Origin of the sequence: Caulobacter flavus, from assembly GCF_003722335.1 — a bacterium.
In the GTDB taxonomy this organism is placed as follows: Bacteria; Pseudomonadota; Alphaproteobacteria; order Caulobacterales; family Caulobacteraceae; genus Caulobacter; species Caulobacter flavus.
The window spans coordinates 5,166,721-5,187,550 of record NZ_CP026100.1 but is presented as its reverse complement, the minus strand read 5'-3'; the positions used below and the strand labels follow the sequence as shown (position 1 = coordinate 5,187,550).

The window sequence follows — 20,830 nt, the reverse complement described above, 5'->3', positions numbered from 1 at the left end:
GGGACCAGCCGCCGGCTGGTCCCCTTCGATTACACCGCCAGATCCACAATCTAGCGCTCTAACCAACGCCTACTTCACGTTGGCGCAGAAGCGCTGGATGCGCGAGCAGGCGTCTTCCAGCACGTCGTTGCTGGTGGCGTAGCTGATGCGGAAGAACGGCGACAGGCCGAAGGCCGCGCCATGCACCACGGCCACGCCCTCGGTCTCCAGCAGTTCGACGGCGAAGTCCTCGTCGCTCTCGATGACCTTGCCCGAGGGGGCGGTCTTGCCGATCAGGCCCGCGCACGAGGGATAGACGTAGAAGGCGCCTTCCGGAGTGGGGCAGTGCAGGCCGGTGGCCTGGTTCAGCATCGACACGACCAGATCGCGGCGCTCCTGGAACAGCGTGGCGTTCGGCTTGATGAAGTCCTGCGGGCCGTTGAGGGCCTCCAGCGCCGCCCACTGGCTGATCGAGCAGGGGTTCGAGGTCGTCTGGCTGATCATCTTGCCCATGGCCTTGATCAGCGCCTCGGGACCCGCGGCGTAGCCGATGCGCCAGCCGGTCATCGAATAGCCCTTCGAGACGCCGTTCATCGTCAGGGTGCGGTCGTAGAGCTTGGGCTCGACCTGGGCGATGGTGGTGAACTCGAAGTCGTCGAACACCAGGTGCTCGTACATGTCGTCGGTCAGCACCCAGACGTGCGGGTGCCGGAGCAGCACGTCGGCGATCGCCTGCAGTTCGGCGCGCGTGTAGGCGCCGCCCGAGGGGTTGGACGGGCTGTTGATGATCAGCCACTTGGACTTGGGCGTGATCGCCGCTTCCAGGGCCGCAGGCGTGATCTTGAAACCGCTCTCGGCGGTGGTCTCCACCGACACCGGCGTGCCGCCGGCTAGCAGGGTCATGTCGGGGTACGACACCCAGTACGGGGCGGGGATGATGACCTCGTCGCCCGGGTTCAGGGTGGCGACGAAGGCGTTGTAGATCACTGGCTTGCCGCCCGGGGCGACGTGCACCTGGCTCGGCTTGTACTCCAGGCCGTTCTCGCGCTTGAACTTGGCGCAGATGGCCGCCTTCAGCTCGGGCATGCCGTCGGGGTCGGTGTACTTGGTCTTGCCGGCCTTGATGGCGGCGATGGCCGCGTCCTTGATGTTGTCCGGGGTGTCGAAGTCCGGTTCGCCGGCCGAAAGGGCGATCACGTCGCGACCGGCGGCTTTCAGCGCGCGCGCCTTGGCGCTGATGGCGATGGTGGCCGACGGTGCGATGCGCCGCAGGGCGGCGGACTCGAGCGACATTGTCTTGGACTCCCCTGGAAAGGACCGGTTTCAGGATTGCGGCGGTCTTTACGCCCGACCCCCTCGCGGCGCAACGCGGCAGCGCCCTGAAAGCGCTGCTTCTTGCCAGGTTGTGGTGGCCTTGCTACCGCTAACATCGAAAAACAAGGTTCCGTAGCGCGCACGACGGAACCCCGCGTCGGGGGACGTGGTCGGAGCATCTTCGACGATCCCCCAGGGAAGGAGACGGCCGTTCGTCCGCATCGCGCGGGCGAGCAAGATCATGCCTTTCGGAAGGGGGAAGCCAATGAACAAGACAATTCTCGGGGCCGCCGTCGCGGCGCTCGCCCTGTCGCTGTCCGCGCCGGTCGCCACGGCGGCCGACGAGGGAATCATGAAGTACGCCATCAACAAGCCGTCGACGGCCTGGAACGTCTACGGGCCCGGCCAGACCAACGCCTACGTCAAGGACAAGGCGGTGGTGGGCGGCGGCGGGGTGCGGGTGGCCGTGGCCACGCCCGATCCGGCGGCCGCGTGGCGGGTCTCGGGCAGCCAGGCGGTGAACGGCAAGATCGCCAAGGGCGACGTCATCACCGTGGCCTTCTGGGCCAGGGCCGAGGCCGTCGAGGGCGGCGCGCCGGCCGCCACGGTGACCAATGTCCGCGTCCAGCAGTCGGCCGAGCCCTGGGGCGGCATCGTCGAGGGCGGGGCCGTCAAGGTCGATAGCGCCGAGTGGAAGATCTACACCGTCAGCGGCCGCGCCGCGATGGACGCCGACAAAGGCGGGGCGGCGGTGTCGCTGCACCTGGGTTCGAGCAAGCAGACCGTGGTGCTGGGACCGCTGTTCGTGCTCGACTTCGGCGCCAACTACGACCCGTCGCAGGTGAAATAGGGGGCAAGATGCTCCCCCTCCGGGGAGCTGTCGCGAAGCGACTGAGGGGGAGAGCACCGCGCTGGCCCCCTCCGGCCCTCTGGGCCACCTCCCCCAGAGGGGGGAGGATTTTGGCTCAGCCCCGCAAGATCTCCACGAACTCGGCCAGGTGCCGGCGCAGCGCCTCGATCGTGCGTTCGTCGGTCAGGATCCCGTCCTCGATCTTGGCGTGGGCCTGGCCGACCAGTACGTCGCCCTGTGGCTCGGCGCGGGCCCCGGCGCGGCGTAGCGACAGGCGCAGGGCGTCCTGGGCGCGAACCGTGCCGGTCATGCCTGGCGACGCGCCGACCACGCAGCACCGCTTGCCGGCCAGCGGCGCGGGCTTGCCGCGCGAGGCCCAGTCGACGGCGTTCTTCAGCACGCCGGTGACGCCGCCGTTGTACTCAGGGCAGGCGATCAGCAGGCCGTCGGCCGCGCGCACGGCCTCCTTCCAGGCCACAACCGCGGCCGGGTCGCCCTCGGCCTCGAGGTCCTGGTCGAAGAACGGCAGGTCGCGCAGCGAGAACAGGGTGATCGACACGCCGTCGGGCGCGAGCCCTTGCGCCGCGCGGAGCAGGGCGGTGTTGAACGAGCCGGCCCGCAGGCTGCCTGAGAAGGCGAGAAGGTTCATGCGCGACTCCGATGACGACAGGAGGCGCGACCATGCCCGCCGGGCGGCGGCGGGGGCAAGGTTCAGCTGGCGCGGGCGGCCGGGGCGGCCAGCGGCAGGGCCAGTTGGCCGGCGACCTGGACCCATAGGCGGCCGATCTCCTGGGCCGCGGCGCCGCCGGGCTCCCATTCCAGCACCGAGCGGCCGTGGGCGATCGACTGCTGGAACGCCGCGCGCGAGCGCAGGCCGACGGCCGCCAGCGGCAGGCCGCAGAAGCGCAGGGTCTCGGCGGCCTTGACCACGCTGGCCGGCTCCTGGCCGGCGCGCTTGGCCGGCGCCTGGTTGATGACGATCAGGCCGTTCTTGCCCAGGCGCCGAACGGCCTCGGCCGAGCGGGCGACCGCGGCGATGTCGAGAAAGGTGGGGCGGCAGACCAGCAGGCACAGGTCGGCAGTGTTGATGGCGGTGACGACGTCGGCCTCGGGCGAGGCGGGGGTGTCGATCAGCATCAGGTCCAGCCGCTCGTGCTCGGCGTGGTAGCGGGCCTGGAACAGCTTGCCGGCGCTGCTCTCCAGCAGACCGGGGCCGTCGGCCTCGCGGCCGCGCAGCACGTCCGACGCCGAGCGCTGCGGATCGATGTCGGCCAGGATGGTGCGGCAGCCGGCCAGATGGGCGGCGATCGCCAGATTGACGGAAAGCGTGGTCTTGCCCGCGCCCCCCTTGCGCGAGATGACGGCCAGGGTCTTCACGTGCGTTTCCTCAACAAGCGCCCGCGTCCCCCTGCAGGCCTGTGGATAACTAGCGTCGCTCTACGACGTTATCGCAACGTAAATGTCGTGAAGGGGGAATCCGCTCGCCGGCGCCCGCCTGAACGGCGAAGTTTGGCCGCGAATGCGCAGCGGCCACGCTTTTGACGCCATCGCGGCGCTTGACCCGGCGATAGCCATGCGCGAGGCAGGGGCCGTGATCATCCGCCGTCTCATCGATTTCTTCACCAACATGGACGCCCGCGCCTGGCGCGCGGTGGCCGTCTCCTTCGTGCTGTTCGGCGGGGTGGGGATCGTCTTCCTGTTCGGCGCCCAGCTGCTGGGCCTCGACGGCGAGACCACGGTCGAGCACTGGCTGACCGCCGCCCATGGTCCCTGGGCCCTGCCGGTGGCCGTCGGCGCCTTCGCGGCCCTGGCCTTCGTCGGCGTGCCGCAGTTCGTGCTGATCGCCGCGGCGGTGGTGGCCTTCGGGCCCTGGACCGGCTTCGCCTACAGCTGGATCGGCACGCTGGTCTCGTCGATGGTCGGCTTCTGGGTGGGCCGGGCGTTCGGCGGCAAGATGCTGGCCAGCCTGCCCAGCGACGGCGTGCACAAGTTCATGAAGCTGATCGGCAAGAACGGCTTCATGGCCAGCCTGATCGTGCGCCTGGTGCCCTCGGCGCCGTTCATCGTCGTCAACATGGCCGCCGGCGTCACCCCGATGCGGGTGCGCGACTTCGTCGGCGGCACGGCCATCGGCATCATCCCGAAGATCGCCCTGACCGCCTTCGCCGGCAACACCATCGTCCAGGCGATGCGGGGCGGGGGCGTGCAGCACGTGATCCTGCTGGTCGTGGCGGCCGCGATCTGGATCGGCGCGGGTTGGGTCGCCCGCAATTGGCTGAAGGCCAAGGAAGAACAAGCTGACCAATAGTTTGGTTTGGGGTATTTATTGCCTCTGGCGCGGCGAATTGACTGCCTTGTGAGCAAACGGCTTGCTGGAATTGGCGGGTTTGGGTAATACAACCCGCATGTGCCGCGAACGCGACAACCTTCTTCTCCTTGCGCTGGGGCTTAGCCGCCCCTGGGCGTCCGTCTAGCCGCGCGTACGTATCGTCGCGGCCGGTCGCTCAGGGGACAACAACCCTTCAGCCCTCCGGACCTCGCGAAAGACACCTCCATGACCGCCCCCATCTCGCCCGTCGCCGCTGATTCCAAGATCGGTTCGGGTCGCGACAACGTCGTCATCTTCGACACCACCATGCGCGACGGCGAACAGTCGCCCGGCGCCTCGATGTCGCTGGAAGAGAAGCTGGAGCTGGCCAAGATCCTCGAGGAGATGGGGGTCGACATCATCGAGGCCGGCTTCCCGATCGCCTCGAACGGCGACTTCCAGTCGGTCAACGAGATCGCCAAGATCGTCAGGAACTCGACCATCGCCGGCCTGTGCCGCGCCCACCAGGTGGATATCGAGCGCTGCGCCGAGGCCCTGCGCCCCACCCAGCGCGGCCGCATCCACGTGGTGATCGCCACCTCCGACCTGCACATGAAGCACAAGCTGCAGATGGAGCCCGACGCCGTCATCGACGTGATCGCCCGCTCGGTGACCCACGCCCGCAACCTGCGCGACGACGTCGAGTGGTCGGCCGAGGACGCCACCCGCAGCGACCGCCAGTTCCTGCGTCGCGCCATCGAGACCGCCATCAAGGCCGGGGCCACGACGATCAACCTGCCCGACACGGTGGGCTACACCTATCCGTCGGAATACGCCGACCTGTTCAACTGGATGGTCAACAACGTCGAGGGCGCCGACAAGGTGATCTTCTCGACCCACTGCCACAACGACCTGGGCCTGGCCGTGGCCAACAGCCTGGCCGGCGTGCAGGGCGGCGCCCGCCAGATCGAGTGCGCCATCAACGGCCTGGGCGAGCGCGCCGGCAACGCCGCGCTGGAAGAGGTGGTGATGGCCCTGAAGGTGCGCGGCGACAAGCTGCCCTTCCAGACCGGCATCGACACCACCCACATCACCCGCGCCAGCCGCTACGTATCGGCCATCACCGGCTTCCCGGTGCAGTACAACAAGGCCATCGTCGGCAAGAACGCCTTCGCGCACGAGAGCGGCATCCACCAGGACGGCATGCTCAAGAACCGCGAGACCTACGAGATCATGACTCCGGAATCGGTCGGCCAGGCGCCGTCCAGCCTGGTCATGGGCAAGCACTCGGGCAGCCACGCCTTCCGCGCCAAGCTGAAGGACCTGGGCTACGAGCTGGGCCAGAACGCCCTGAAGGAGGCCTTCGGCCGCTTCAAGGATCTGGCCGACCGCAAGAAGCACGTCTACGACGACGACATCATCGCCCTGGTCGACGACGCCCTGGCGCGCGGCTCGGAGAAGATCCGCGTCTCGCACCTGCGCGTCGTGGCCGGCACCGAAGGCCAGTCGGCCGAACTGACCCTGGACGTCGACGGCCAGGCCAAGAGCGCCGAGGCCTCGGGCGATGGTCCGGTCGACGCGGTGTTCAACGCGATCCACAAGATCGTGCCCCACAGCGCCGCCCTGCGCCTGTTCCAGGTGCACGCGGTCACCGAAGGCACCGACGCCCAGGCCCAGGTCTCGGTGCGCCTGGAAGAGGACGGCCGCATCGCCACCGGCGCGGCCGCCGACACCGACACCCTGACCGCCTCGGCCAAGGCCTACGTCAACGCCCTCAACAACCTCTTCGCCCGCAAGGAGAAGAGCGCGCCGGCGGCCATCGCCAGCGGCTTCTGAGGCTCGCTGGCGGTCTTCCGTTCGTGACGGGGTAGGGCGGTCTCAGGCCGCCTTGCGCCAGCCCCAGCGACGCGTCGCCAGGATCTCGGCGGCGAGGTGCGCCTGCGGCTGCACGTCGAGACCCAGCTGTGCCAGGCCTTCGCACAGCGCGGCGCGCTGTTCGGCGTCGACCACGGCGCCGACGTCGATCACCATCACCCCGCCCGGGCGCAGCAGGCCCAGGGTCGAGGCTGCGGTCGCGCGCATGTCGTCGGCCGTGGGGCAGCCCACGACCAGCAGCACGTCGCTGCGCTCGTCGGCGGCCGCGCAGGTGGCCCGGCGGGCGATTTCCACCCGCTGGTAGCCGCGTCGCCACAGCTGCCCCATGGCCTCGGCGGCGTCCGGCCCGGTCACCGCCACGAAGCAGAGCGGCGTGGCCTGGGCCAGTTCCAGCATGCGGTCGAGCGTCGGATCGATACCGTCGGTCGGGACGCCCAGCAGAAACTGAGCGGCTTGACGGAGCGGATGGAGAGACATGGTGAACGCCTTGTTAGGAAACGCAGCTTATGTGCGCCAACCCCGCTGTTCTGACGCCGCCCCGCGTCAGGGCGCCATTCGTAAACCCGCCGCCGGCGTAAGGGCGGCATAAGGAGCCGATCGATGGGTTCGACCTTGGAAAACAGCGTAGCTTCGCCGCCCCGCTGGCACGAGATCGCCAGGCGCACCATCGAGGCCGGCTTCGACATGTCGTCCGAGGCGCGCATCGGCGAAATGCTCCGCACGCTGGCCGTCGGTCGCAAGGCGCTGCTGGAGATGGGCACGGGCACCGGCTCGGCGACCGCCTGGCTGCTGGACGGCATGGACGAGGACGCACGCCTGGCCACCGTCGACAACAACCCCGAGGTCCAGGCCGTGGCGCGTGAAGTGCTGGGCGAGGATCCGCGCGTCGACTTCATCACCGAGGACGGCGCGGCCTATCTGGCCGGTCAGAACGACGGCGGCTTCGACCTGATCTTCGCCGACGCCATGCCGGGCAAGTACGAGGGGCTGGAAGACGCCCTGCGCCTGCTGCAGGTCGGCGGCGTCTACGTGGTCGACGACATGTCGCCCCAGCCCAACTGGCCCGAAGGCCACCAGGCGCGGGTCGACGACCTGGTGCTGCGCCTGGCGGGCGATCCGCGCTTCGCGATCGTCGGCATGGACTGGGCCTCGGGCGTGCTGGTGGCGGCCAAGAGAGCGGCATGATCTGGATCCCCATCACCATCGCCGCCGCGGCCCTGCAGGTCGCCCGCAACGCGGCGCAGCGCTCGGTGATGGGCGGGGCGGGCCCTTGGGGCGCAACCCTCGTGCGGTTCCTGTTCGGCCTGCCGTTCGCGATCGTCTTCGCCGGGATCGCCTTCCTGCTGACCAAGGACCCGCAGGCCAATCTGACGGCCCGTTTCTGGCTGGGCGCCGTCGCCGGCGCGGGCCTGCAGATGGCGGCGACGGCGGCGCTGCTGGTCGCCATGCAGCGCTCGTCCTTCGCGCTGGGCACGGCCATGCAGCAGAGCGGCCTGCCGTTCGCCCTGGTCTGGGGCGCGCTGCTGTTCGGCGACCGGATCACGGCCATGCAGTGGGCCGGCGGCCTGGTGGCCACCGCGGGCCTGGCGGCCCTGTCCTGGCCGCGCGGGGCGGTCACGCTCAAGCGTGGCGCGGTCCTGGCCGGCCTGGGCTCGGGGGCGATGTTCGCCCTCAGCGCCAACTGCTTTCGCCAGGCCTCGCTGACCTTCGATCCCGCCCACCTGGCCTATTCGGCCTTCGTGACGGTGATGGTCGTCCAGGCCATCCAGTCGGTGGTGCTGACCTCGATCCTGCTGGTGCGCAATCCCGACGCCGTGGTCGCCGTGCTGGCCGCCTGGCGCAAGTCGCTGGGCGCGGGTTTCTGCGGCGCGGCGGCCTCGGGCCTGTGGTTCACGGCCATGGCGCTGTCGCCGGTGGGGCCGGTGAGGGCGGTGGGCGTCGTCGAGATGCCGATGGCGGCCCTGGCCGGCCGCCGTCTCTTCGCCGAGCGGTTGAGCCTGTTTCAGCTGGTCGCCGGGGCCGTTACGGCCGTCGGAGTCGTCATGGCGGCGCTCGGCTAGTTTTCGACACTTTTGTGCGTTCCCCCTGCCGGCTCGCATACGAGTTTGAAACAGGTGAGAAGGCTTGGCGAATAGACCTTGAAATCAACGCTTTCGCGGTGCAAACGGGCGCGTCTCCCTCACTCTTCCGGTGGTTGGACGACGGCGCGGCCCGGCGGCGGCGCTCCCGTCGCCACAAGAAGGCGCAAGGCGGGAAGGGACGATGATCCGCGTACGCGGGGAATCATGTTGTCCTCTTCCTGATTTGCAGTAGGAGCCTTTTTCTCGCCTGCTCCTCCGGTCATTCGGCGGAAAGGGCTCCTGCACCGCGGTCTTCTCCGTGGTTTTTGACGTCTCGCCCCTTCTACCCCTCAGTCAGGGTTTTCGATGTTCTCTTCCCTCTTCGGCGTCATCTCGAACGACATCGCCATCGACCTGGGCACCGCCAACACCCTGATCTATCAGAAGGGCAAGGGCATCGTGCTGAACGAGCCGTCCGTCGTGGCGCTGCGCAACGTCGGCGGCCGCAAGGTCGTCCACGCCGTGGGCATCGAGGCCAAGCAGATGCTGGGCCGCACCCCGGGCCACATGGAAGCCATCCGTCCCATGCGCGACGGCGTCATCGCCGACTTCGAAGTCGCCGAGGAGATGATCAAGTACTTCATCCGCAAGGTTCACAACCGCAAGGGCTTCGTGAACCCGAAGGTGATCGTGTGCGTGCCGTCGGGCGCCACCGCCGTGGAACGTCGCGCCATCAACGACAGCTGCCTGAACGCCGGCGCCCGCCGCGTCGGCCTGATCGACGAGCCGATGGCCGCCGCCATCGGCGCGGGACTGCCGATCCACGAGCCGACCGGCTCGATGGTCGTCGACATCGGCGGCGGCACCACCGAGGTGGCCGTGCTGTCGCTGTCGGGCATCGTCTATTCGCGCTCGGTCCGCGTCGGCGGCGACAAGATGGACGAGGCGATCATCAGCTACATGCGTCGCCACCATAACCTGCTGATCGGCGAGACGACCGCCGAGCGCATCAAGAAGGAAATCGGCACCGCCCGTGCGCCGGCCGACGGCGAAGGCCTGTCGATCGACGTCAAGGGCCGCGACCTGATGCAGGGCGTGCCGCGCGAAGTCCGCATCTCGGAAAAGCAGGCCGCCGACGCCCTGGCCGAGCCGGTCGGGCAGATCGTGGAAGCCGTGAAGGTGGCCCTGGAAGCCACTCCGCCGGAACTGGCCAGCGACATCGCCGACAAGGGCATCATGCTGACCGGCGGCGGCGCGCTGCTGCGCGGCCTGGACGCCGAGATCCGCGACCACACCGGCCTGCCGGTGACCGTGGCCGACGATCCGCTGTCGTGCGTGGCCCTGGGCTGCGGCAAGGTGCTCGAGCATCCCAAGTGGATGAAGGGCGTCCTGGAATCCACCCTCGCCTAAGCCCTAGTACAATCCGTATCGGCGCCGGGGGGCGCCAGGAGAACAGTTCGTGCCCTTTCGCGAAGGTCCGCTCGGCGACCTGAAAGTGCCGCTCACCTGGACCGCGGCCGTGGCGCTCATCGTCGCGGTCGTGATTGCGGTGGCCTTCCTCCTGGCCGACCGGCGCGAGACGCTGCAGCAGCAGGCCTACGGCGTCACCCGCCAGACGGTCGACACGGTGGCAAAGCCGGTCAGCGGCGTCATCGCCGTGCCCGGCCGCTGGACCGGCGTCGGCGTCGACGCGGTGCGCAACTACTTCTTCGCCGGCTCCGAGAACGCGCGCCTGAAGGCCGAGCTCAAGGAGATGCGGACCTATCGCGACAAGTACCTGGCCCTCGTCGACGAGAACGAGCGCTACAAGTCGCTGCTGGGCCTGAAGACCGATCCGCCCATCCCGATGGTCGCCGCCCGCGTGGTGGCCGACAGCCGCGGGCCGTTTGCCAACACCCGCCTGGCCGACGCCGGCAAGGAAAAGGGCGTCGTGGTCGGCAATCCGGTGATGAACGAGCGCGGCCTCGTCGGCCGCATCGTCGGCGTCGCGCCCGGCGCCAGCCGCGTGCTGCTGCTGACCGACATCGCCTCGCGCACGCCGGTGATGATCGACCGCACCAACTCGCGCGCCATCCTGACCGGCGACGGCGGCCCTAATCCCAAGCTCGACTACCTGCGCGGCTCCGAGCCGATCCAGGCGGGCGACCGCGTGGTGACCTCGGGCGACGGCGGCGTCGTGCCGCGTGGCCTGCCGGTGGGCGCGGCCGTGAAGGGCCTGGACGGCCGCTGGCGCGTGGTGCTGTTCGCCGACAGCACCTCGATCGACTACATCCGCATCCTGCTGTTCAAGGACTTCGCCCAGCTGGCCGACCAGCAGGCCCTGGCGACCAAGGTGCTGCCGCCGGTGATCACCGAGAACCCCGAGCAGTCGATCCTGGGCCCGGCCCGTCCGGCCGCCCCGCCGCCCGCGACCCCCGCCGCCGGCACGCCCGCGACGACGGGCGCCGCCCCGGCCGCGCCCAGGCCCGTCGCGCCCAGGCCCGCGACCGCCTCGACGCCAGCGCCGACGGCCAGGCCGCCCGCCGCGACCCGTCCCTCGACCAGCACGCCGGCGACCGCGCCGGCCCGGACGCCGCAATGACCGGCGCCCGGCCCCTCAACCCGGGGCGCTGGCTGGGCGTCCCCATGCTGTTCGTGATCCTGGCGACGATCCTGTTCGCAGCCCCGATCCGCATGTGGGGCCTGCAGCTGCCCGAGCCCGTCTTCGCCATGGTCCCGGCCTTCGCCTGGGCGGTGATCCGGCCCTCGATCCTGGCGCCGTTCGCGCTGCTGCTGCTGGGCCTGTTCCTCGACACCTTCTGGGGCGGTCCCACGGGCCTGTGGGGCCTGTCGCTGCTGGTCGCCTACGCCAGCGTGCTGGCGGCGCGCAACATGCTGACCGGCCAGAGCCGGCCGATGCTGTGGGCCTGGTACGCCGGCGCCAGCGCGCTGTCGATGACCGCCGGCTTCCTGTTCACGATGATGGACAGCCTGGCCATGCCCAGCCTGGTGGCCGTGTTCTGGCAGTTCCTGGCCACGGCGCTGCTGTTCCCGTTCGCTCACCGGCTGATCGATCGCTTCGAAGACGCCGACGTCCGGTTCCGGTGAGGCGATGAGCGAACCGTCGATCTTCTTCTTCGAGGTCAACGAGCGGCAGGGGGTGTTCCACCGTCGCGCGTTCCTGCTCGGCGGCCTAGCCGGCGCGGGCCTGCTGACCCTGACGGGCCGCCTAGCCCAGCTGCAGCTGGTCGAGGCCCAGCGCTACCAGAAGCTTTCGGCCGGCAACCAGTTCAACTACCGCCTGGTGCCGCCGCCGCGCGGCCTGATCCTCGATCGCAACGGCGTGGCCCTGGCCTCGAACCGCCCCAACTTCCGCCTGATGGTGATCAAGGAGAAGGGCATGGACGTCGAGGCGACGCTCGACGACCTGGCGACCCTGGTGCCCATCGACGGCAGCCGTCGGGCCCGTCTCCTCAAGGAGATCAACAACGCCCCGCGCAAGGCGCCGGTCGTGGTGATGGAGGACATGACCTGGGAGGAATTCTCCCGGATCAACATCCGCGCGCCCGAACTGCCCAACATCAGCGCCGACATGGGCGAGGTGCGGGTCTATCCGTTCGGCGGCGCCTTCGCCCACGTCATCGGCTATGTCGCCAAGGTCTCCGATCGCGACGTCGAGGCGGCCAAGAAGGATCCGACCCAGGACCAGGAGCTGCTGCACAACCCCGGCTTCCGCATCGGCCGCCAGGGCGTGGAAAAGGCCTTCGACCTCGACCTGCGCGGGCGGGCCGGGGCCATCAAGGCCGAGGTCGACGCGCAGGGCCGCGTGGTCAGCCTGGACCCGGCCGGCGACATCCCCGCCACGCCCGGCAAGGAAGTGCGCCTCACCCTCGACGCCGACATCCAGAACCGCGCCCTCGAGGTGATGGGCGAGGAAAGCGGCGCGATCGTCGTGATGGACATCCGCAACGGCGACCTGCTGGCCATGGTCTCGGCTCCCAGCTTCGACGCCAACCGCTTCGTCAAGGGTCTGTCGGGCGCGGAGTACCGGGCGCTGTCTGAATACGAGCGCAAGCCGCTGCTCGACAAGGCGATGACCGGCACCTATCCGCCGGGCTCGACCTTCAAGCCGACGGTGGGCCTGGCGGCCCTGGCCGCGGGCATCGACCCGAACATCCGCATCAACTGCCCGGGCAGCTGGTACTATGGCGGCCGCACCTGGCGCTGCTGGCAGAAGGGCGGCCACGGCGCCCAGAACATGCACGACGCCATCAAGAACTCGTGCGACATCTACTTCTACCAGACGGCGCTGAAGATCGGCCCCGACGCCATCGCCACCGCCGCGCGGGGCATGGGCTTCGGCGAGATCTTCGACATCGGCATTCCTGGCCAGAAGAAGGGCATCGTCCCCGACCGCGAATGGAAGAAGCGCGCCTTCAAGCGCAATCCGGCCAACCAGATCTGGTTTCCGGGCGAGACCCCCAGCTACGGCATCGGCCAGGGCGCGCTGAGCGTCAACGCCCTGCAGCTGGCGGTGATGACCGCGCGCCTGGCCAACGGCCGCAAGGCGCTGAACCCGCGCCTGATCAAGTCGGTCGGCGGCGTCGAGCAGCCCAGCGGCGCCGACGTGCCCGACCTGCCGTTCTCCAAGGAGCACCTCGACTACGTGCGCGGCGGCATGGCGGCGGTGGCCAACGACGTGCGCGGCACGGCCTATCGCCAGAGCCAGCTGGGCCTGGGCGACGTGCAGATGGCCGGCAAGACCGGCACGGCCCAGGTCCGCAGCTACGACAAGGCCAAGAGCCGCAACAGCGCCTCGGTGCAGTGGAAGCTCAAGGACCACAACCTGTTCGTGGCCTTCGCGCCCTTCGACGACCCGCGCTACGCCGTGGCGGTGCTGGTCGAGCACGGCGGTCTCGGCGGCGCCACCGCCGGCGCCCCGCGCGCCCGCGAGGTGATGCGCGTGGCTCTGCTGAAGGATCCGGAGATCCGCGCTCGCATCGAACGTCCCATGCCTCTGCCCGAGGCTCCGGTCGAGACCGCCGACGGCGTCGTCGAAGGCGCCGCGCCCGACGAGCCGGAGGAGGGCGCTCCGCCGCCGCCCGAGGCGACCCCGACGACCGGCCAGCCACCCCAGGGAGGCCACATATGACCCTCAGCGGCGGCCTCTCCCGGCCCGGCGAACGCGACCGGCCGATCATCAAGTTCATGGAGATCGACTGGACCTTCTGCCTGCTCCTCTGCCTGATCGCGGGCTCGGGGGCCCTGATGCTGTTCTCGATCGCGGGCGCCTCGTGGGAGCCCTGGGCCGACAAGCACCTGCTGCGCTTTGGCCTCTACTTCATCATGATGATCATCCTGGCGATGGTCGACCTGCGGGTCTGGTTCACCCTGGCCTATCCGATCTATGGCGTCGGCCTGCTGCTGCTGGTGGCGGTGGAGGTGGTCGGCGACGTGTCGCTGGGCGCCCAGCGCTGGCTGTCGATCGGCGGCTTCCGATTCCAGCCGTCCGAGATCATGAAGATCGGCGTGGTGCTGGCCCTGGCCCGCTACTACCACGGCCTGTCGGCCGACAGCGCCCGGTTCTCCTGGCGGCTGCTGGTGCCGGCGGCGATGATCGGCGCGCCGGTGCTGCTGGTGGCCCACCAGCCCGACCTGGGCACGGCCATGCTGATCGTCATGACCGGCCTGGCCATCGTCGTGCTGGCGGGCTTGTCCTGGCGTGTGATCGCCGCCGGCGTCATCGGCGCCCTGGTGGCCATTCCTCCCTTCGTGCTGTTCGTGCTGCACGACTATCAGCGCAAGCGGGTGCTGACCTTCCTCAACCCCGAGGCCGACCAGTCTGGTTCGGGCTACCACATCTACCAGTCGAAGATCGCCCTCGGCTCGGGCGGCCTGCTGGGCAAGGGCTTCGGCCTGGGCTCTCAGAGCCAGCTGAACTTCCTGCCCGAAAAGCAGACCGACTTCATCTTCGCCACCCTGGCCGAGGAGTTCGGCTTCGTCGGCTGCCTTTGGGTGCTGGCGCTGTACGGCGTGGTGATCTTCATGGCCCTGCGCATCGCCTCGATCAGCCACAGCCACTTCGGGAGGCTGGCGGCGTCGGGCGTGACGGCGACCTTCGCCCTCTACGTGCTGATCAACGGCGCGATGGTCATGGGCCTGGCGCCCGTGGTGGGCGTGCCCATGCCGATGCTGTCGTACGGCGGCACCGTGATGATGACGGTGATGATCGGCTTTGGCCTCGTCCAGGCCGTGCGCGTGCACCGCTATACCGAAGTGACCAGCGGCAAGGGCTCGCTGATGTAGGAGACGCCTCCGCGTCTCCTATTTACGTGCGTCAATTTGAGTGCCAGTCTCCTCTTCATTGCAGGGAGGGGACGCATGAAGTCTTGGTTGATCATGGCCGCGGCGGCGGCTTTCGCGACGGGCCTGGCGGGCGCGGCCCAGGCGGGCACGCCGTATCCGATCGAGATGAAGTGCGCCGTCGGCGGCGAGCGCTTCACCCACGCCGGCACCGCTTCCTACAGCACCTGGGGCCAGCGACCCGACGGCAAGCCCTACGGCAGCTGGGAGTTCCCGATGCCGCTGCCGGTGTGTCCGGGCAACGGCCTGGTCATGTACCGCGATTTCACCAAGCCCGAGCTGAAGCAGCTTCCGGCGCTGCTGGCCTCCGACGCCTACAAGGTCCTGGCCGGCGACTCCTCCTACTATCGCGCCGCTTGGCTGGAACGATCGCTGAAGGGCGACGGCGACCCCTTGTGGCTGGTCCTGCAGGCCAGTTGGCAGGTCGACGAGGATCCGGTCCGCAAGGCCCGCTACCAGCGCGAATTCGCGCAAGGCGCCGAGGCCGAGCCGGCCAAGCCGGGCGACGCTCGCTGGATGGGCATACAGGGCCGGGCGGCCAACGCCCGTCGCGAACTAGGCGAGTTCGACGCCGCCAAGGCCGACCTGGCCAGGCTGGAGATCGACAAGCTCGTCGCTGCCCTGCCGGCCCCGCCCAAGGAGGGTGAGCAAGAGCCCGAGGCGGTCGCCAGCCAGCGGGGCGTGCTGGGCTATCTGGGCAAGCTGCGCGCGGTCGTGAACCGCGGCGACGCCTCGTCCGAGCCGATCGACATGGTCCCGCCGATGGTCGCCGCCCGCCAGTGCGTGGACCTGGAGGCCAAGGGCCAGAGCAACGAGGCCTGCAAGGCCGAGCGTGTCGCCAAGAGCATGGAAATGGTTCGCAAGGCGCGGGCCGAACGGGCTGGGGCGGGGCATTAAGCCCCGCCCGCCGCGTCTTCGTCAGTCGATGCCCTCGACCAGTTCCCGCAGATAGGCCACGTGGCCCCGGAACGCCTTGGCGCCGGTCGCCGTCAGCGCCGCCCGGGTGCGGGGCCGCTTGCCCACGTGGTCCTTCAGGATCTCGACATAGCCGGCCTTCTCCAGGGCGGTCAGGTGGCTGCCGAGATTGCCGTCGGTGGCCTGGGTGATGGCCTTCAACCGCGAGAACTCGGGCGGATCGCGGTCGCGCTCGGCATAGAGCGCGGCCATGATCTTCAGGCGCAAGGGCTGGTGGATCAGGTCGTCGGCCTGCGCCATGCTCACGCCCTCGCCAGCCAGACGCCGCTGACGAACAGCCCCAGGCTGGCGGCGGCCATCCAGAAGGCCAGCACCTCGGGGAAGGCGTAGAAGCCGATCAGGGTCAGGGCGAACATCGCCGCGCCGATCGCCAGGTAGCGCCGGGCCACGAACACGCCCACGGCCCCGTAGATCGCGCCGACCATCAGGCCGGGAAAGGCCAGGTAGGCGGCCGGGTCGGTCGGTTTCAGGACGTAGAAGGTCGACATCACGAAGACGATGGCCACGGCCATGCCGCCGATCATCTTCAGGGTCGCGCCGCCCGCCTTGGCGCCGGAGTCGCGCACGGCCTTCTCGGCGGGCCTGGCCAGCAGGATCGAGCCGATCGCGCCGACGGTGTCGAGCACCAGCCAAGCCCAGCCCCACTGGTGCGGCGGCAACAGGCCCATGCCGAGATAGCCCAGCATCCAGATCACGCTCCACAGCATCAGGATCGGCCCGCCGATCCGATAGCCCCGCAGGGTGGCGCCCCGGCGGTTGGTTTCGTGTATGTCGGCCAGCGCGGCGGCGGCCTCGGTCTTGCTCAGCACCATCACATCCTCCACGGAGCTTCAAAGCTCTCTGTGGTGCAGAGTGATCTCGATGCATAACTCTGTCAAGCAGAGTCCTCTGGGGTGTGATCTAGGGCCTGGCCGCGCCGATCAGCAGGCTGGCCGCCAGCAGCAGCATCACCGCGCCGATGACGATGTCGAGCACGCGCCAGGCGGTCGGGCGCGCGAACAGCGGAACCAGGAAGCGGGCGCCGAAGCCCAGGGCCGAGAACCACGACAGGCTGGCCAGGGCCGCGCCGGCCATGAACAGCGGGCGTTCGGGCGCCGGCAGGCTGGCGCCGACCGCGCCCATCAGCATCACCGTGTCGATGTAGACGTGCGGGTTCAGGAAGGTGAAGGCGGCCGTTCCGGCCAGCGCCGCGCCCAGCGTGATGCTCGGCTGGTCGGCCAGGGCCAGCGCCTCGGGATTGGCCGCGCGCCGCAGGGCGCTGACGCCGTACCAGCCCAGGAAGGCCGCGCCGCCGAGGCTCAGCGCCAGGGACAGGCCCGGAACCAGCGACAGCACCGCGCCCAGTCCGTTGACGCCCGCGATGATCAGCGAGGCGTCGGCCAGGGCGCAGAACAGCACGATCGGCAGGACGTGCTCGCGCTTCAGCCCCTGGCGCAGCACGAACATGTTCTGCGCGCCGATGGCGACGATCAGGCCGGCCGAGAGGGCGCAGCCCTTCGTGAAGGCGGGCAGGGCGAAGGCGGGGAGGAGGGCGGTGCTCATGCCGCTTGATGGCCGTGGGCGCGCCTGTAGTCTAACTAAGGATACTAAATCGAAATTAGGCAGGCTAATGCTGGACTATGCGTCGCTGGCGGCCGTGGCGGCGGTCGCGCGCGAAGGCGCCTTCGACAAGGCCGCCGCCGTGCTGGGCGTCACCCCGTCTGCGGTGTCGCAGCGGGTGAAGGGGCTGGAGGAGCGGCTTGGCGCGGTGCTGCTGACGCGCGGCCAGCCCTGCCGGCCCACCGCCATCGGCGCGCGGCTGTGCGCCCATGTGGAGCAGGTGCGGCTGCTGGAGGGCGATCTCGTCGCCGACCTGCCGCGCCTGGCCGACCTGTCGGAAGGTCCGGCCGTGGTCCGCATCGCCGTCAACGCCGACAGCGTCAGCACCTGGTTCCCGCTGGCCGCGGCGCGGTTCGCCGAGGAGACCGGGGCCATGCTCGACCTGGTCATGGACGACGAGGCCCACACCGCCGAGCGGCTGCGCGACGGCGAGGTGCTGGCGGCGGTCACCGCCGATCCCGCGCCGGTGGTCGGCTGCAAGACCTATCCGCTGGGCGCGATCGAGTACGTGGCCACCGCCAGCCCGGCCTTCATGGCCCGCGCGTTCCCGGGCGGCTTCGACGCCGAGCGCCTGCGACACGCGCCGCTGCTGCGCTTCGACCGTCGCGACGGCCTGCAGGCGCGCTGGGCGCACGAGGCCCTGGGCGTCCGTCCGGAAGGCCCAGTGCACTGGACCCCGGCCACGCAAGGCATGCTCGACATGAACCTGGCGGGGCTGGGCTGGGCGATGACCCCGCGCAGCCTGGCCGCCCCTCATCTGGCCTCGGGGCGCCTGGTGGAGCTGCCGCCAGGCCGGTCCATTCTCGTCGCGCTCTACTGGCAGCGCACCCGGCTGGCGGCGCGGCTGCTGGACCGGCTGACGGCGGCGGTGCGGACGATGGCCGGCGAGGCCCTGGTGAAGGCCTAGGGCGTGGACACAATTGAGCGGGATATCGGATCGAAGAAATTCAATCGCCTATCGCCCGTCATCCCGGAAAGCGCGAAGCGCTTATCCGGGACCCAGGAGCCGGCGCAATGCAGGTGGCCCCTGGGTCCCGGCTCTACGGTCCGCTACGCGGCCCTTCGGCCGGGATGACAAGCAGAATTGTTCGCGCAATTGAGTACGGACCCTAGCGGTTCTTCAGCGCCCGGCCGGTGACGACCGCGCCCAGGCCGTACTTGCCGCGCAGGGCGTCGACGGCGGTCTCGCTCTTCAGGGCCCGGCGTTCGTCGCCGGCGAAGAAGTCGTCGGCCGCGCCGACGGCGGGGACGAACTCGGTCAGGCCCGCGCCGATCAGGCGGTAGGAACGGCCGGGCGGTTCGGCGGCCAGCAGTTCGCGCGCCACTTGGAACAGGGTCTGGGCCGTCTGGGTGGGGACGGGCAGGGTGCGGCGACGGGTGTGAATCTTGAAGTCGGGCGTGCGCAGCTTCAGCGTCGCCACCCGACCGGCCACCTCCTCGCGCCTCACCTGCCTGGCCACCTTCTCCAGAGGGGCCACAGCTGGTCCTCCAGGTCCTCGCGGCGGAAGAGGTCGTCGTTGAAGGTGGTTTCGGCGCTGATGGTCTTGCGCACGCTGTCGGGATCGACGGCCCGGGCGTCCTCGCCGTGGGCCAGGCGGTGCAGCCGCAGACCGCCCGCGCCCAGTTCCTTGGCCAGGGTCTTGAGGTCGGCGTTGGCGATGTCGCCCACGGTGCGCAGGCCAAGGCCATGCAAGGTCGAGACGGTGGCGGGCCCGACGCCGGGCAGGATCGAAACGGGCTTGGTCGCCAGGAACGCCACCGCCTCGGCCGCGCCGATCGCCGAGAAGCCGCGCGGCTTGTCCAGTTCCGAGGCGATCTTGGCCAGGAACTTGTTGGGGGCCAGGCCGATGGAGACGGTGAGGTTCTGCTCGACTTCGATCTCCCTCTGCACCTTGGCCAGCATCACCGCCGGCGGCGCGCCGTGCAGGCGCTCGGTGCCCGAAAGGTCGATCCAGGCCTCGTCCAGCGACAGCGGCTGGACCAGCGGCGTCAGGTTCGAGAGGCGGGCCATGATCAGCGCGCTCTCGTGCTTGTACTTGGCAAAGTTGGGCTTCACCACGACGGCGTCGGGGCACAGCTGCAGCGCCTTGTACATCGGCATGGCCGAGCGCGCCCCGCTCATCCGGGCGATGTAGCAGGCCGTGGTGACCACCCCGCGCTTGCCGCCGCCGACGATCACCGGCTTGTCGCGCAGGGACGGATCGTCGCGCTTCTCCACCGAGGCGTAGAAGGCGTCGCAGTCCAGGTGCGCCATGGACAGGGCGCCCAGCTCCTCGTGGAAGACGGTGCGCGGCGAGCCGCACGACGGGCAGCGCGGCGCCTTGCGCTCGCCGGTCCACAGACAGTCTCTGCAGAGAGCCTTCATCCGGGGGCCTTCATCGCCCGTCGAGCGCCAGCGCCTCGCGGATGGCGACCTTGAGGTCGGGCCACAGGTCGATGCGGGCGTGGCGGTCGGGCGCGCTGGGCGCCAGCGGGCGCAGGCGCTCGTCGGCCACCATCTGGAAGCGGCCGACGGCCGGGGCGCTGGCGGCCACCGATTCCAGCTGCGGCAAAAGGTCGTCGACAAATACCGCCGGGGCCTTGACCCGCCCGGCCAGATCGGCCGCCGACGGGCCCTTGGGACCCGAATTGATGATCAGTGGATAGTCGAAGCCATGGGTCTTCAGCCAGCGGGCGCGGGTCTGGCGGCCGTGCTCGGGGGCGTTGGTCAGGATCACCACGTTGGCGTTCAGCGACAGGTCGGCCAGGGCGTCTGCCGCGCCCGCGGCGGGCTCGAGGTCCTCGCCGCCATCGCGGAAGAAGTCGTCGAACAGCGCCCGGCCGGCGATCAGGTCCAGGTGCTCGGTCTCGCCGGGGCGATAGATGTTCTGGAACAGCGCGAAGCGGTCGACGCGCAGTTCGAAGCCGTGCCGGGCGACGAACGCGCCAAAGCCGGCCATGAACTGGGCCAGCACTTCGTCGACATCGACGATGACGAGCGGTCGGTGCGCGTCTAGCGTGCAGGTCTTGAGGTCGAGAGAGCGGGCGTCCATTTGTGTGCGATCGGTCGTTGGAAACGCGATTAGCGCGGGCTTAAGGATATTCGTGCGATCTGAGGATGAAGAAGCGGCGCGAATCCCTCACGTGTCGCCACGGACCGTATGGTCGGGGTCAGGATGACGAAGAAGGTCCTCATCGTCGAGGATAACGAGCTGAACATGAAGCTCTTTCATGATCTGCTCGAAGCCCAGGGCTATGAGACCCTGCAGACCCGCGAGGGACTGCAGGCGTTGTCGATCGCCCGCGAGCATCGCCCGAATCTGATCCTCATGGACATCCAGCTGCCCGAGATCTCGGGCCTGGAAGTGACCAAGTGGCTCAAAGAGGACGACGATCTGTCACATATACCCGTGGTCGCTGTTACGGCATTTGCGATGAAGGGCGACGAGGAGCGGATTCGCGAGGGCGGCTGCGAGGCCTACATCTCGAAGCCCATCTCGGTGTCGCACTTCCTCGACACCATCCGCCGACTGCTGGAGAGGTAACAGG

At 69.4% G+C, this 20,830-nt stretch carries 21 protein-coding genes and 1 pseudogene; 13 read left to right on the top strand and 9 right to left on the bottom strand.

Going from position 1 to position 20,830, the window contains the following annotated elements; translation table 11 throughout:
* Nucleotides 1–69: 69 nt before the first annotated feature.
* Complete coding sequence (locus C1707_RS23710; protein ID WP_101713719.1) at nucleotides 70–1,272, bottom strand: pyridoxal phosphate-dependent aminotransferase; 1,203 nt, start codon at nucleotides 1,270–1,272, stop codon at nucleotides 70–72.
* A gap of 286 nt (nucleotides 1,273–1,558) precedes the next feature.
* Between C1707_RS23710 and C1707_RS23705 the strand changes: the two genes are divergently transcribed.
* A complete protein-coding gene (locus tag C1707_RS23705) occupies nucleotides 1,559–2,143 on the top strand; it encodes a hypothetical protein (RefSeq protein ID WP_101713720.1) in 585 nt (194 codons plus the stop codon).
* A 115-nt stretch (nucleotides 2,144–2,258) separates the two neighbouring features.
* Here C1707_RS23705 and C1707_RS23695 read toward each other — a convergent pair whose 3' ends face one another.
* Nucleotides 2,259–2,792 carry an NADPH-dependent FMN reductase gene (locus C1707_RS23695; RefSeq protein ID WP_101713721.1) on the bottom strand — a complete coding sequence of 178 codons (534 nt, stop codon included), beginning with the start codon at nucleotides 2,790–2,792 and terminating at the stop codon, nucleotides 2,259–2,261.
* 62 nt (nucleotides 2,793–2,854) lie between these two features.
* On the bottom strand, nucleotides 2,855–3,520 hold the full coding sequence (locus tag C1707_RS23690) for a ParA family protein (protein ID WP_101713722.1): 666 nt from the start codon (nucleotides 3,518–3,520) through the stop codon (nucleotides 2,855–2,857).
* 217 nt (nucleotides 3,521–3,737) lie between these two features.
* Here C1707_RS23690 and C1707_RS23685 point away from each other — a divergent pair, with 217 nt between their 5' ends.
* Nucleotides 3,738–4,451: a TVP38/TMEM64 family protein gene (locus C1707_RS23685; protein WP_101713735.1), complete on the top strand. Its 714-nt coding sequence runs from the start codon at nucleotides 3,738–3,740 to the stop codon at nucleotides 4,449–4,451.
* Nucleotides 4,452–4,697: 246 nt separating this feature from the next.
* Nucleotides 4,698–6,287, top strand: a complete 1,590-nt coding sequence (locus C1707_RS23680) for a 2-isopropylmalate synthase (protein ID WP_101713723.1) — start codon at nucleotides 4,698–4,700, stop codon at nucleotides 6,285–6,287.
* A 42-nt stretch (nucleotides 6,288–6,329) separates the two neighbouring features.
* Here the strand turns inward: C1707_RS23680 and C1707_RS23675 are convergent, their stop codons facing one another.
* Nucleotides 6,330–6,803, bottom strand: a complete 474-nt coding sequence (locus C1707_RS23675; RefSeq protein WP_101713724.1) for a hypothetical protein — start codon at nucleotides 6,801–6,803, stop codon at nucleotides 6,330–6,332.
* Between the two features lie 123 nt (nucleotides 6,804–6,926).
* Here C1707_RS23675 and C1707_RS23670 point away from each other — a divergent pair, with 123 nt between their 5' ends.
* The 8 genes from C1707_RS23670 (at nucleotide 6,927) to C1707_RS23635 (ending at nucleotide 15,625) form a co-directional block, all read left to right on the top strand.
* On the top strand, nucleotides 6,927–7,511 hold the full coding sequence (locus C1707_RS23670) for an O-methyltransferase (protein WP_101713725.1): 585 nt from the start codon (nucleotides 6,927–6,929) through the stop codon (nucleotides 7,509–7,511).
* Nucleotides 7,508–8,386 (top strand): DMT family transporter, encoded by an 879-nt coding sequence (locus C1707_RS23665; RefSeq protein WP_101713726.1) that lies wholly within the window; start codon nucleotides 7,508–7,510, stop codon nucleotides 8,384–8,386. Before C1707_RS23670 ends, C1707_RS23665 begins: the two co-directional genes overlap by 4 nt.
* Nucleotides 8,387–8,752: 366 nt before the next feature.
* Nucleotides 8,753–9,796 carry a rod shape-determining protein gene (locus tag C1707_RS23660; RefSeq protein ID WP_010919417.1) on the top strand — a complete coding sequence of 348 codons (1,044 nt, stop codon included), beginning with the start codon at nucleotides 8,753–8,755 and terminating at the stop codon, nucleotides 9,794–9,796.
* A 49-nt stretch (nucleotides 9,797–9,845) separates the two neighbouring features.
* A complete protein-coding gene (gene mreC, locus C1707_RS23655; protein WP_123170802.1) occupies nucleotides 9,846–10,967 on the top strand; it encodes a rod shape-determining protein MreC in 1,122 nt (373 codons plus the stop codon).
* Nucleotides 10,964–11,473, top strand: coding sequence for a hypothetical protein (locus C1707_RS23650; RefSeq protein ID WP_101711413.1), 510 nt, complete (start codon nucleotides 10,964–10,966; stop codon nucleotides 11,471–11,473). The genes mreC and C1707_RS23650 overlap by 4 nt, the downstream gene beginning before the upstream one ends.
* A 4-nt stretch (nucleotides 11,474–11,477) precedes the next feature.
* Complete coding sequence (gene mrdA, locus C1707_RS23645; protein WP_101711407.1) at nucleotides 11,478–13,517, top strand: penicillin-binding protein 2; 2,040 nt, start codon at nucleotides 11,478–11,480, stop codon at nucleotides 13,515–13,517.
* Nucleotides 13,514–14,671: a rod shape-determining protein RodA gene (rodA, locus tag C1707_RS23640; protein ID WP_101711406.1), complete on the top strand. Its 1,158-nt coding sequence runs from the start codon at nucleotides 13,514–13,516 to the stop codon at nucleotides 14,669–14,671. The genes mrdA and rodA overlap by 4 nt, the downstream gene beginning before the upstream one ends.
* Before the next feature lie 75 nt (nucleotides 14,672–14,746).
* Complete coding sequence (locus C1707_RS23635; RefSeq protein ID WP_101711405.1) at nucleotides 14,747–15,625, top strand: hypothetical protein; 879 nt, start codon at nucleotides 14,747–14,749, stop codon at nucleotides 15,623–15,625.
* A 21-nt stretch (nucleotides 15,626–15,646) separates the two neighbouring features.
* Here the strand turns inward: C1707_RS23635 and C1707_RS23630 are convergent, their stop codons facing one another.
* From C1707_RS23630 to C1707_RS23620, 3 genes are all read right to left on the bottom strand, one after another.
* Nucleotides 15,647–15,943 carry a winged helix-turn-helix domain-containing protein gene (locus C1707_RS23630; protein WP_101711404.1) on the bottom strand — a complete coding sequence of 99 codons (297 nt, stop codon included), beginning with the start codon at nucleotides 15,941–15,943 and terminating at the stop codon, nucleotides 15,647–15,649.
* Between the two features lie 2 nt (nucleotides 15,944–15,945).
* Nucleotides 15,946–16,515: a hypothetical protein gene (locus tag C1707_RS23625; protein ID WP_240633805.1), complete on the bottom strand. Its 570-nt coding sequence runs from the start codon at nucleotides 16,513–16,515 to the stop codon at nucleotides 15,946–15,948.
* Nucleotides 16,516–16,603: 88 nt separating this feature from the next.
* Nucleotides 16,604–17,245, bottom strand: coding sequence for a LysE/ArgO family amino acid transporter (locus tag C1707_RS23620; RefSeq protein WP_101711402.1), 642 nt, complete (start codon nucleotides 17,243–17,245; stop codon nucleotides 16,604–16,606).
* Between the two features lie 67 nt (nucleotides 17,246–17,312).
* Here C1707_RS23620 and C1707_RS23615 point away from each other — a divergent pair, with 67 nt between their 5' ends.
* Entirely contained in the window at nucleotides 17,313–18,209 is an 897-nt protein-coding gene (locus C1707_RS23615; RefSeq protein WP_101711401.1) for a LysR family transcriptional regulator ArgP, read from the top strand.
* Nucleotides 18,210–18,411: 202 nt separating this feature from the next.
* Here the strand turns inward: C1707_RS23615 and C1707_RS23610 are convergent.
* Together C1707_RS23610 and C1707_RS23605 are read right to left on the bottom strand one after the other, a co-directional pair.
* A pseudogene (locus C1707_RS23610) lies at nucleotides 18,412–19,667 on the bottom strand (DNA polymerase IV).
* 10 nt (nucleotides 19,668–19,677) lie between these two features.
* Nucleotides 19,678–20,334 (bottom strand): hypothetical protein, encoded by a 657-nt coding sequence (locus C1707_RS23605; protein ID WP_101711400.1) that lies wholly within the window; start codon nucleotides 20,332–20,334, stop codon nucleotides 19,678–19,680.
* A 123-nt stretch (nucleotides 20,335–20,457) separates the two neighbouring features.
* On the opposite strand from C1707_RS23605, the gene C1707_RS23600 reads away from it, so the two are divergent.
* Nucleotides 20,458–20,826 (top strand): response regulator, encoded by a 369-nt coding sequence (locus C1707_RS23600; RefSeq protein WP_101711412.1) that lies wholly within the window; start codon nucleotides 20,458–20,460, stop codon nucleotides 20,824–20,826.
* Nucleotides 20,827–20,830: the final 4 nt, after the last annotated feature.

Bases quoted from the DNA above. Each gene is read 5' to 3' on its own strand.
- C1707_RS23660 (WP_010919417.1), top strand. From the start codon at position 8,753: ATGTTCTCTTCCCTCTTCGGCGTCATCTCGAACGACATCGCCATCGAC.
- C1707_RS23670 (WP_101713725.1), top strand. From the start codon at position 6,927: ATGGGTTCGACCTTGGAAAACAGCGTAGCTTCGCCGCCCCGCTGGCAC.
- C1707_RS23650 (WP_101711413.1), top strand. From the start codon at position 10,964: ATGACCGGCGCCCGGCCCCTCAACCCGGGGCGCTGGCTGGGCGTCCCC.
- C1707_RS23625 (WP_240633805.1), bottom strand. From the start codon at position 16,515: ATGGTGCTGAGCAAGACCGAGGCCGCCGCCGCGCTGGCCGACATACAC.
- C1707_RS23695 (WP_101713721.1), bottom strand. From the start codon at position 2,792: ATGAACCTTCTCGCCTTCTCAGGCAGCCTGCGGGCCGGCTCGTTCAAC.
- C1707_RS23635 (WP_101711405.1), top strand. From the start codon at position 14,747: ATGAAGTCTTGGTTGATCATGGCCGCGGCGGCGGCTTTCGCGACGGGC.
- C1707_RS23600 (WP_101711412.1), top strand. From the start codon at position 20,458: ATGACGAAGAAGGTCCTCATCGTCGAGGATAACGAGCTGAACATGAAG.
- mrdA (WP_101711407.1), top strand. From the start codon at position 11,478: ATGAGCGAACCGTCGATCTTCTTCTTCGAGGTCAACGAGCGGCAGGGG.
- C1707_RS23705 (WP_101713720.1), top strand. From the start codon at position 1,559: ATGAACAAGACAATTCTCGGGGCCGCCGTCGCGGCGCTCGCCCTGTCG.
- rodA (WP_101711406.1), top strand. From the start codon at position 13,514: ATGACCCTCAGCGGCGGCCTCTCCCGGCCCGGCGAACGCGACCGGCCG.
- C1707_RS23605 (WP_101711400.1), bottom strand. From the start codon at position 20,334: ATGGACGCCCGCTCTCTCGACCTCAAGACCTGCACGCTAGACGCGCAC.
- C1707_RS23615 (WP_101711401.1), top strand. From the start codon at position 17,313: ATGCTGGACTATGCGTCGCTGGCGGCCGTGGCGGCGGTCGCGCGCGAA.
- C1707_RS23675 (WP_101713724.1), bottom strand. From the start codon at position 6,803: ATGTCTCTCCATCCGCTCCGTCAAGCCGCTCAGTTTCTGCTGGGCGTC.
- C1707_RS23665 (WP_101713726.1), top strand. From the start codon at position 7,508: ATGATCTGGATCCCCATCACCATCGCCGCCGCGGCCCTGCAGGTCGCC.
- C1707_RS23630 (WP_101711404.1), bottom strand. From the start codon at position 15,943: ATGGCGCAGGCCGACGACCTGATCCACCAGCCCTTGCGCCTGAAGATC.
- C1707_RS23680 (WP_101713723.1), top strand. From the start codon at position 4,698: ATGACCGCCCCCATCTCGCCCGTCGCCGCTGATTCCAAGATCGGTTCG.
- C1707_RS23710 (WP_101713719.1), bottom strand. From the start codon at position 1,272: ATGTCGCTCGAGTCCGCCGCCCTGCGGCGCATCGCACCGTCGGCCACC.
- C1707_RS23620 (WP_101711402.1), bottom strand. From the start codon at position 17,245: ATGAGCACCGCCCTCCTCCCCGCCTTCGCCCTGCCCGCCTTCACGAAG.